4 protein-coding genes are annotated in these 4,252 nt (G+C 71.8%); 3 read left to right on the top strand and 1 reads right to left on the bottom strand.

From position 1 onward, the window contains the following. The 3 genes from GT354_RS32900 to GT354_RS32890 all read left to right on the top strand — a co-directional run. The coding region (locus GT354_RS32900; RefSeq protein WP_161360030.1) for a helix-turn-helix transcriptional regulator at nt 1-429 on the top strand (429 nt) is incomplete at its 5' end. A gap of 290 nt (nt 430-719) precedes the next feature. Continuing rightward, nucleotides 720-1,412, top strand: coding sequence for a papain-like cysteine protease family protein (locus GT354_RS32895; RefSeq protein ID WP_161360029.1), 693 nt, complete (start codon nt 720-722; stop codon nt 1,410-1,412). After that, a complete protein-coding gene (locus tag GT354_RS32890; protein WP_161360028.1) occupies nt 1,409-2,308 on the top strand; it encodes a hypothetical protein in 900 nt (299 codons plus the stop codon). The genes GT354_RS32895 and GT354_RS32890 overlap by 4 nt, the downstream gene beginning before the upstream one ends. 153 nt (nt 2,309-2,461) lie before the next feature. On the opposite strand, the gene GT354_RS32885 is transcribed toward GT354_RS32890, so the two are convergent. Further along, on the bottom strand, nt 2,462-4,252 hold a 1,791-nt coding region (locus tag GT354_RS32885; protein WP_161360027.1), incomplete at its 5' end, for a LamG-like jellyroll fold domain-containing protein.

Genomic DNA, 4,252 nt, shown 5'->3' with positions numbered 1-4,252 from the left:
CTCGGGCTGCCGATCGAGCACGGCCGCGACCTGTTGACGCTCGGCGCCGTGGAGGTGCGGCGTAGGCATCCGGCCGCCGCGCTGGCGTCGTGGCGCGACGCCGAGGCCGCGTTCGAGGAGGCGGCGGGGCGGCCCTGGCTCGAACAGGTCCGCGCCGAACTCGAACGCGTCACGTGCGCGGACGGCGGTGGATCGGGCCGCGGGCCCGCCGAGGCCCGGTCGCGCGCGCTCACCCCTGCCGAGCACCGGGTGGCGCAGATGGTCGGCGGCGGCGCGACCAACCGCGAGATCGCCACCCGCCTGTTCCTGTCGGCCAAGACCGTCGAGTCCACCTTGACCCGGGTGTACCGCAAACTCGGGATCCGCTCGCGCGCCGACCTGATCAGGCTCTCCCTCGGCGCCGGCGACGAAGGCGACCCTGCGGGATAGCCGACGCGGGATCCGGCGCGGCACAGCCCCCGCCGGCCACCGAGGGGGGTGCGGGGGAACCCCCTGTTTCGCGGCCGGGGGGTTCCGAGCGAAGACGCGGTGGAACAGCGTTGCCCGTGTTCCCCCCACCGACCGGCGGGGGACTTCCTCCGTATCCCGAACGGCACCCGCACGTGTCGTCCGAGGTGTCGGGCGCCGTATGTCCCGATCCGTCCACGGCGCACCTCGCCGGTCGCGTCCCCCTCGATCTCCGTCCGGTGCCCCCTTGTTCCGGACGAGAAGGAGACACGATGATTCTGCGGAATCGCGGTACGTCCCGGAGTGTCGCGGACATACCGGCAACCTCCCCGCCACGCTGGAAGGCCGCCTGCGCCGGTCTCGCCGCCGTGGTCTGTCTCGCCGTGCCGCTGGCCGGCGCCGGCGCCAGCGCGTCGGCGGCTCCCACGCGGCCGTCCGTCGCAGCGCCCCTGACGGCCGCCCCCGCGGCGCCGCACGCCGCCTACGGTTCGGCCCAGTTGTCCTTCAACGAGCTGACCCAGGTACAGAACCAGTGGTGCTGGGCCGCCACCGGCCTGTCCGCGGCCCGCTACCTCGGCCGCGGCCTGAGCACGACCCAGAACACCTTCTGCGACTACGCCCGCGGTCTGCCGACCAACTACGCGTGCCCCAACCAGCCCGGTGAACTGAGCGACATCCAACGGGCCTGGTCCCGCCTCGGCATGAGCCGGGGTCAGCTCGCGGGGGCGTTGAACTTCAACACGGTCGCGTCCTCCATCGACGCCAACTCGCCCATCGTGGTGGGCATCTACTGGACCGCCGGCGGCGGTCACGCGAACGTCCTGTACGGCTACGACTCGAACAGCGGCACGCTGATGTACGCGGACCCGTGGCCGGCCAACCAGCGCTACGGCGAGATGGATTACAACTCGTACGTCAGCAACTACGAGTTCCAGTGGGCCGAGTCCGTGTACGGAGAGGCGTGAGCACGATGACCGACATCTTCCGTTCCCGGGCCGATCGCCCCCGTTCCTTCGGCCGTCGCGCCGGCGTGCTCGCCGCCGTCGGCATCGGCACGGTGCTCTTCCTCGCGCCGACCGCGTCGGCCGCCGACAACGCCTCCCTCGCGGGCGGCGACCAGCCGACCGACGCCGACCGCAGCGCCGCGCGGCAGGCGTTGGCCGGCCCGGACACCACGAACCGGCTGGCGACCTTCTTCGTCCACCTCGACCAGCGCACCGCCGGTCCGTCCGGCACGGTGGTCCAGTCCAAGGTCGCCCCCGAGGCGGCCGCCGCTCAGGCGCCGCAACTGGTGGGCGCGGCGGTGCCGGTGTACTCGCTCAGCGCGGACTTCGTACGCGGCGGCAAGGCGTCCGCACCGCTCGCCAACTTCGCCTATCTGGCGACCGAGGCCCGCTCGGCCGCCGGCGTCGAGGCGACCGTGTGGACGGTCCGCGACCGGCAGACGCGCGAATGGCGCGTGACCAACGTACTTTCGGGGGCCGACGAGGTCACCTACGCCCGCCAGGCGGCCGGTGATCTGGTGTTCACCGAGCCGCAGATCGCCGCGTGGTACCGCGTACACGCCGGCCGGGTGCTGCCGCTGAACCCCGCGGCCCGGGATTCGGTCGGCGCGGAAGGCGCCACCGTGGCCGCGTACCAAAAGCTCGTGCACGGCCGCTACGGCGACAAGTTGCCCGGTTCGGCGTACCAGAAGTCCGGCAAGTTCGGCGGCCTCACGTCGAACGCGACCCCCGGCACGACGGCTCCCGACGGCGACACCTTCGCGACCGACCTCGCCCTGCCGGCCGGCGCCGCGGGTGTGGCCGTCCTGGGCTTCGGCACCTTCGTGGTCCGCCGCCGTCGCTCGGCAACCTCCTAGGTAGATCCACTACTTGTGCCCGGACGGTCGACCCCGTCGTCTCCTCGGGCACACGACACCGCCGCCCCGCGACCCGATGTCGCGGGGCGGCGTCCATCCGTCGGTGCGCCCGTCCGCGCCCCGGCTCCACGCGAGAGTCCGGGACGTGCCCGGCTAACGGCCGATCATGAACGCGTCGGGGCGCAGCGCGCGGTCGACGACGCGTACGTCGCCCACCCATGCGTTGACGGTCTGGTCGAGCTTGCCGTCGTACGCGTAACCCCCCAGCATCCAGGGCAGGTTGAGGGTGGTGAGGCCGATCGAGCGGGCCGTCGGGTTGCGGACCACCGGGCAGCCGTCGATGTACATCGTGGTCCGTCGTGAGTCGTTGACGACGGCGACGTGCCACCAGGCGTCCAGCGGGAGTTCGTGTCCCCAGTTGGTCGCCGACCCGTCGCTGTCGAGCGGGTAGACGCACCACTGGAGTTCCCGGCCGCCGGACAGGCTCAGCGTGACGACCGGCTCCTGCGGGTCGCCCTGCTTCTTGCGGGCCTCGCCGCTCATCCCCCAGCGGCTCAGCAGTGCCGACCAACTGTCCCGGCCCGCGTCCCAGTCGGCGGGCAGCTTGAAGAACGCCTCGATCGTGTAGCCGGAGCGAAACGTCGCGGTGTTCAGCGGTGCCCCGGCCGCGGTCTGGAGGTGGCCGCCGCGCAGTGGGGACTTGCCGCCGGCGAGCCGGATGCTGCCGTGTCCGGGCTGGTCGGGGTGGTACTGGTGGGACCAGCTGACCGAACCGGCGGCGGCGCCCGGTGCGGGCACGAGGGTGAGGTCGTTGCCGCGGCCGGACAGGTCCGGGATGCGCTGGGCGCCGGGCACGGGGGCGCCGTCCGGGTGGGAGCCGTCGAAGCGCCAGTACGCCACCGTGCCGGGCACCACCATGCGCTGCGCGGGGCGCGCCGGGCGCTGGGGTATCGGGGCGAAGCCCGCGAAGCGCCGGTCGAAGTCGATCGGCACCGAGAAGTAGTCGTCCGGACCGGTCAACTCCATTTCCCGGCGCTCCAGTTCGTTGATACCGCGGTTGCTGCGGCCCAGGATCCACGGGGAGAGCGTCTCGACGTCGATCGTGTCGCGATCGAGGTCGAAGTGGTAGAGCCGGATCATCGCGGCGCCGCCGAAGTAGCGGTTCTGGTAGTTGGTGATGTGCAGGTGCACGTCACTTCCGGCGTCGTTCTTCCTGGTGGTGCGGCCGGCGGGCCAGTAGTGGCCGTTGAGCGTCAGAAAGATCTGGTCGTTGCCTTTGATCAGGTCGTTCCACAGGTGCCCGCCGTGTTCGGAGAACTCCGCGCCGTGGTCCGGCCGGTCGGCCGAGACGAGTTCGTGGGTGGTCAGGATGACGGGCGAGTGCGGGTGCTCGGCCATGACCTTCTTCGCCCACGCCAGACCTGCCGGCGAGGGCCGCCAGTCCAGGGCGAGTACGAGCCACTCGCGGCCGCCGGCCCGGAACAGGTGGTAGGTGTTGTAGCCGTCGGGGCTCGCCCCGCCGAAGGAGGGCTTGCCGCGAAAGCGCTGCGGACCGAAGGTGTCCAGATACGCCGACCGGCCTCGCCGGTCGTCGGTGTTGGAGTCGATGTCGTGGTTGCCGGCCAACACGCTGTACGCGACGCCCTTGCGGTCGAGCAGCTCGAATGCCCGGCCGATCCCGTCGAACTCGGGCTTGCGGCCGTTTTGGGTGAGGTCGCCCAGGTGCGACATGAAGACGATGTTGTCGTCGCGCGCGTGCTCCAGGATGTAGCGAAAGGACGCCTCGATCGGGGCGGTCGTGATGCTGGGCTCGTCGAACATGTATTGCGTGTCGGGCATCACGACCAGGGTGAACCGCCGGCTGTCGCGATCCGGGCGCCACGCGGGCAGACGTTGCGCGTCCACCGCCGGGTCGCCGGCCGCGTCTTCGCCGGCCGGGGCCTC

The organism is Streptomyces sp. SID3343 (assembly GCF_009865215.1).
Taxonomy (GTDB): Bacteria; Actinomycetota; Actinomycetes; order Streptomycetales; family Streptomycetaceae; genus Embleya.
The sequence above is the reverse complement of the archived record's forward strand: the minus strand, read 5'-3'. Positions and strand labels throughout refer to the sequence as shown.